Genomic DNA, 6,000 nt, shown 5'->3' with positions numbered 1-6,000 from the left:
TTTTTGTTGTTGTGTTGTGTTGGGTGTGGGGGGTGGGGGGGTGGGGTATTTGTTCTTCCTCCCCCCCCCCCCCCCCCTGGCCTGGCCCGGCCCTCGATGGGCCGGGCCAGGCCATCACGCGACCGCGACCCGAGAGGTGGGCCGGTGCCTGTTCGGCCCCGGCCCACCTCTACCGGTCAGAGACCGGCGCGGTGCTTGCGGACCCAGCCCGGCGGGATGCCCTGGGCCAGGGCCTGCCGCAGCAGTTCCGCGAGCCGGTAGCCCTGGCCCGCGTGGTCCAGGGCGTCCTGGGCCGCGAGACCGTTGCCGGTCCACCAGGCCAGCAGCGCCCACAGGGTCCACGCGGGCGCGTTGTCGGGGACGTGCGCGACGATCTGGGCCAGGGCGTCGGCCCCGTCGTGGGCCGCGTGGCCCGGCTCGTGGGCCCGGTCCGGGTCCACGATTGCGGCGATGGCCCGGGCCACGGCGGCGCCGTCCTCGCGGCCCTCGGCGGTCGCGTTCACGACCTCGGGCGTGACCTCCGGGACCATCGACAGCAGCACCGCGTCACGCACGCGGGTGTTGGTGAGGCGGGCGGCCATCTCGCCGTAGATCTCCGGCCCGTCGAGCATCCCGGCCAGGATGAGCCGCCAGGTGGCGACGGCGTGGGCCGTCTGGTCCGCCTCGGTGGCCTGGTCCGCGTAGGCGTTGCTGGCCTCGGCCCGCGCGGCCCGCGCGGCGGGCCGGGGCAGCAGGTCGGCCCGGGTCGCGTTGAGGTTGCGGCCCATCGCGACGGCGTGGGCCGCGACCGCGCTCGTCTCGATGTCGGCCAGGGGCCGGGCCGGTGCGTCGTCGACCAGCAGGTCCCGGTAGGTGGTCTGGTCGACGTGCGCGGCCTGCGCGACATCGACGGCCTGTCCGTGCAGCGCGCACGTCATTGCGCCGACGACGTCGGCGGCGAGGGCCTGGTCCTCGCCGTAGACGATGACCAGGGCGCGGTCGGCCCGGTCGTTCGCGGCGTGCACCGCGATCAGGTCGGCAGACTCCGGCGTGACGCTGTCGAGGTCGAGGCTCGCGACCATGCCGAGCGAGCCCGACGGTCGCAGCGCCCCGACGACAACGCTGTTCACGGGCCGGAAGCCGACCGTGAGCGCGATAGCGGCCAGCACGTCCGCGAGGCTCTTTGCCCGCAGTTCAGAGGTGGGGAACATCGGTGACCCTTCCGCCAGTGCCGAGGGTGGTCCGCCTGCCGCCGACCGTTTTTTCGCCCTCTCCTGGCGCCGTAATGACCGCCCGCATAAGCGGCCTGGAGTGCAAGCCCCGGGACCGGCAGGAGGAGGAAGTTCTCGGGCGAATCAAGCGAGCTTGCGAGCGCGTCCGAGAAGTTCCGGGGGAATGCCGGCGGCGTAGCCGCGGGGCTTGCGCGGAGGGTCGCGCGGGCGATCATGGAGAGCCAGGAGAGGGCAACAACGCTCTTCCGCGCGTCAGCGCGGAACGACAGGGCCGCGTAGCGGCCGCCGTTCGGCGCCGGCCGAAGGTCGGCATCGGTTCGCGCCGCTCCCCCGCCGGCCGGCAACGCACCCCGGCCATCGCTCGAGCTGGACCGCCCGGGCATGACGAGGCCCCGAAGCGATCGGCTCCGGGGCCTCGTCGGGCTTGGGTGTCAGTCGGTCTCGCTGCTCCAGCACAGCTCGACCGGGTTGGTCCACGCGATGTCGAGGACGTGGTCGCCGAGGACCTGCTCAATGCTGCTCATCTGCCGTTCTCCCTTCTGCCGTTCACACCTCGGGCGTGCGAGGCGTCCATCCCGTGAAGGCTTGCATTAGTTGCCTTCGCGCAGTCTCACGTTCCGATCGGCCGCCCAGTCCGGAACTGGCCGCTGGCGTTCTGCGGGAACTCCTCGCCGCTGTTGAACTCCTCTGCGAGTCGCTCGAGCTCGCGCCGGAGCGCTTCGTTCACGAGCGCCGTCATCGAGACATGCCCGCCGTCATAGCCGGCGGTCCGCAGCACGGCCGTCTCCGCTTGCCGTACGAGCTCTTCCCGGATCTGGAACGTGCGAGCGATCTTCAGCCCGCGCACGGCCGGCGGCACCGGACGTTCAGGTTTGCCCGCCGGCTTCCTCTCGGCTCGCTGCCTGGGCGCGGCGGGCTGAGCCGACTCTCGGTTGACGTCTGCGGTCGGCTGTGAGGTCAACGGTCCGGAGTCCACTGCGTCCCGTTCGGACGCCGGCGCCGTCTCGGGTGTGCCTGGGGTCCGGATCGCCTCAACGCGCGGCGTAAGGGAAATCTGGCTCGCCCCACCAGGACGCCGCCTCTGGGGGGCAGTCATGCCGTCACCGCCTCAGCCTGCGGCAGGAAGGTCCTGATGATGTGCGCGGCGACTTGGTCGTACAGACCGGCGGTCGTCCTGCCGCGCTCGTCGCCCCATGCGCTCAGGGACACCGCGGCAGAGTCAGCTTCGCTGAACCGGATCCATTCAGGGATGTGGGCGGGGGTGAGCTCGACCTCAACGTTCCCGGGGATCGTCTTGGTAGTCCGCAGGTCCCAGACCAGTTCTCCGAACCGTTCGACGAGCCCTTCGAGCTGGAAAGCATGCTCGGCCGTGTTCCGCTTTCGCGTCACGACCACTCCCCCGACGTGCAGGCCCGGGTTCCCCAGGTCCTCGGCGTGCGCGGCGACGAAATCTGCGACACGAATCGCCCCCTCGGGCCCGTCGTAGCCCAGGTCGGTCGCGATGATGACGGCGTCCGACGCTGCGAAGGCCATCTGAACGAGGTGCCCCAGGTCGGGCCGGGAATCGATCAGAACGACGTCGTAGTCGTCGCTCCACCCCGCCAGTGCCTTCTTCAGTCGGCGCACCGCCCCGACCGTTCCCGCCTCAGCTTCGCGGTTGATCAGGTCGAATCGCGCCGGCACCACGTCGATCTGCTCAGCCTCGCGCGTGGGGTTTCCGCTCTCGTCGACCCAACCGCACCCGATGAGCGCTCCGGCTGCGGCGCCCTCGACCCCTGCCGAAATCGCCTCTGACAGACTCGGGATGGGGTTCGCCGGATCCCACTCGATCCCGAGGCGCCGCGTCGCGTTGCCCTGGGGGTCGGAATCCACGACTGCGACTCTCATCCCCGCGCGCGCCAGTGCCGCTGCGGTCTGCACGGTCGTCGTGCTCTTCGCGACGCCACCCTTGTTGTTTGCGACGGTCAGGATCACTGTCATCCGGTACACACCTCCCACTGTTAATGCTTGCATTGCAAGACTTAGCTTCCAGGCGCCACGCCGAAAGGCGAGACGGACTCGGTAGGGAACCAAAGTAACACAAGCATTGCGTTCAATGCTTGTGTTGTGTTCCTTGTGTTGCTTGGAAGCGAACTGTTGTTTTGGTGTGGCGCGCCGAGCCCGGCCCTGGCAGGGCGCGCCATACTTGCAATGCAAGTGTTACAAGTCTTCCAATCCGTCCGTCTGGAAAGCCGGAGGGCGCGAGTGGCGCACCGCAGCGGCCCGTGCTGCCAGGAGCTGTAGGGACGTCGCGGCACACGCTGGGGGGTGGCGACTCAAGCGCCCTTGGCCAGCGCGTCGGCGACTGTCCAGTCCGAACCTCTTGCGTCGTCCGGTGGTAGCCACCAGCCGGCGGTGTCGAGCCAGGCGAGGTCGGCGGGGTCGGGGGAGTGGTCGACGTCGCCGGGCTGGGCCTCGGGGTCGTGGCGGTGGAGGTAGGCGCGCCAGGCGATGCGGTGGCGGGCGTAGGTGCGGATCTGTGCGGCAACGACGTCGACGGCGCCGAGCAGCTCGGCGGCCGCGAGAAGCCTGTCTGGGTGCGCAACGAGATGGCCAGCGTCGTCACGGGAGACGAGTCCCCATGCGGCCAGCGCGTCGACGGCCTCGTGCACGGCCGAGCGGCTGATCCCGGTGGTTCGTGCGGCCTCGAGGACCGAGCGGGCGCGGCCGGCCTCCAGTGCCTCGAAGGTGAGGGCTGCGACGTGCCCGAGCGCGCGGAACGCCGGCCTGAGGGCGTGGAGCTTGCCGGCGTCCCAGCGCAGCTCGTCGGCCCGGTCCGCGAGGTCTGCGGGGATGGTGAGGGCGTACAGGTCGGCGTGTTCGCCGTGGGCGACTTCGATGCGGTCGCACCACCCGGCGGCCGCGGCAGCCTTCAGTGCGAGGGAGACGGTGGAGTGCTCCATGCCGGCCGCGATCGCCAGGGAGCGGGTGCCGACCGCGACGTACCGCGAGCCAGTGGAGTGCGCGAAGCCTCCGAGGGCCCGCAGCACGAACCTCACCGCGTATCCGGACCTGCCAGGGAACCGGTGCTGCTCGGTGGTCCGCAAGGCGGAGCGCCAGGTCCGGATGAAGCCGTGCTCGTCGACCGTCGTGGGATCCGCTGCAGGCCGGGGGGTGTCCCCCCCGTGTGACTCTGGGGGGCTTGTGTTCGATCTGCGGACAGTGTCGTTCTCGGGTGCTCGGTGGGTTCTGGCCTGCGGGTTCGTCTTCTGGGTGCGGGCGACGAGCGCGGCCGCGGCGGACCAGTCGCGGGTGATGCGGTGGCGCTGGGAGCCGGGGGAGTGGTGTGCGTAGAGCGCGGCCAGGCCGGCCCAGCGGCCGTCCTCGATGCGGGCGACGACGTCGACCAGGCGCCAGCCGGCGCGGGCGGCGGCCGCCATCACCGCGGCGCGGGCCTCGGACGGGGTGGGGTAGCGCGCGACGTCGTAGATCCCCTCGCGGGCGATGCGCAGCACGGCACCGCGAACCTCGCCGGCCCGGCCTGCGGGCTCGGCGGGGGCCTGGTCGTCGACGTCGACGCCGCCGGCGAGCTCCAGGCGGCCGTCCGGGGGAGTGGCGCGGGCGCGCCATGCGGCGATCTGCGGGCGCAGCCGCACCCGGATGGCCTCGACGACGTCGGCGCCGTTCGGGCGCTGCAGGACGTCGTACGCGGCGCTGAGGGACATCGTGAGCTGCTGGTGCCCCCAGGTCTTGTGCAGGGCGCCCGGGGTTCGGATGCAGCCGGAGCGCACCGATCGGTGCGGGGAAGGGTCCAGGCACGGGAAGAGCAGCGCCAGGGCCTCGACGAGCTCGCGCGCGACGTCGAACGCGAGGCGGTCGGCCAGCGGCACGTACACATGGCGCCCGCCCGTGGGGCCGACGTCGGTCACGACGCGGGCACCACACTCGACAAGCCAGTGTTCGAGGTCGGCGGCCTCGGCCGCCGTGGCGTCGACGTCGTTGCCGGCGACATCGAGGTCCAGACACAGGGCGCGGCAGGTGCCGTCCAGCCCATACACGAGCACCGCGGCAGGCCCGGAGCGAGGAAGAAGCTTGGTCAGTGGCCGCTCGCCACGAGTGGGGTACTCGACCGTGAACTGACCGCCACGGCGGCCGCGAACACCGACCCGGACGCGCTCACGGCCCGCCAGGAGCCGCGCCGTCGCGGCCCACTGCTCGGCCGGCGACCCCGCCTCGGGGTGCGCCTCGCTCGGCGTGTCGCCAAGTTCTTGTGGGTGCCTGTCGGCTGATGCAGGTATGGTGGTCTCCAGACGAAAGACGCACGAGAGTGCGTCGAACCGGACCCATCACCTCCGCGCCGGCAAGCTTGAGGGTGAAGGGCTTCGGACTCCGGCCCGGCCCCCTCGGGGGCCGGGCCGCTCTGCGTTATGGGGTTAGGCGCTTCTGCGAGCGAACCCCTCCTGTCCCTGGGTGTGCGGAATCTCGAAGACACCCTGCGCGGCGTCGCCCTGGTCGGCGCTGGGCCACCACACCGGGCGTCCCTGCTCGTCGAGCTCGAGGTGCTTGCTGATCTCCGTCAGGACCACGGCGAGCGAGACGCCCGTCGCGTCGGCGATCGAGTCGTAGACCGCCTTCGCGTCATCCGGGACGCGCGCGTACAAGACGGACGTCGTCTCGGGATCGACCGACCCCCACGCCCTCCTAGCCCGCTTGCTCTTGGTCGTGGCCATGCCGCCGACCGTAGCGCTAGCACAAGCAGAAGCGCCCGACATCGGGCGGCGTGTCGCGGTAGTTGACCAGCGACGACGCG

The 6,000-nt window shown here is 71.3% G+C and carries 5 protein-coding genes; all 5 read right to left on the bottom strand.

Features of this window, described 5'->3' with window-relative positions; genetic code table 11:
- Positions 1–176: 176 nt before the first annotated feature.
- On the bottom strand, positions 177–1,190 hold the full coding sequence (locus ACFCZN_RS18930; protein WP_430557776.1) for a DUF4192 family protein: 1,014 nt from the start codon (positions 1,188–1,190) through the stop codon (positions 177–179).
- Positions 1,191–1,821: 631 nt separating this feature from the next.
- Positions 1,822–2,058 carry a hypothetical protein gene (locus ACFCZN_RS18925; protein WP_430557775.1) on the bottom strand — a complete coding sequence of 79 codons (237 nt, stop codon included), beginning with the start codon at positions 2,056–2,058 and terminating at the stop codon, positions 1,822–1,824.
- 245 nt (positions 2,059–2,303) lie between these two features.
- Complete coding sequence (locus tag ACFCZN_RS18920; protein WP_430557774.1) at positions 2,304–3,191, bottom strand: ParA family protein; 888 nt, start codon at positions 3,189–3,191, stop codon at positions 2,304–2,306.
- Between the two features lie 335 nt (positions 3,192–3,526).
- Entirely contained in the window at positions 3,527–5,254 is a 1,728-nt protein-coding gene (locus ACFCZN_RS18915) for a helix-turn-helix domain-containing protein (protein ID WP_430557773.1), read from the bottom strand.
- Positions 5,255–5,623: 369 nt separating this feature from the next.
- Positions 5,624–5,920 (bottom strand): hypothetical protein, encoded by a 297-nt coding sequence (locus ACFCZN_RS18910; RefSeq protein ID WP_430557772.1) that lies wholly within the window; start codon positions 5,918–5,920, stop codon positions 5,624–5,626.
- Positions 5,921–6,000 lie beyond the last annotated feature (80 nt).

Origin of the sequence: Isoptericola sp. NPDC056134, from assembly GCF_042264825.1 — a bacterium.
Taxonomy (GTDB): Bacteria; Actinomycetota; Actinomycetes; order Actinomycetales; family Cellulomonadaceae; genus Isoptericola; species Isoptericola nanjingensis.
This window is presented reverse-complemented; position numbering and strand designations above follow the sequence as displayed.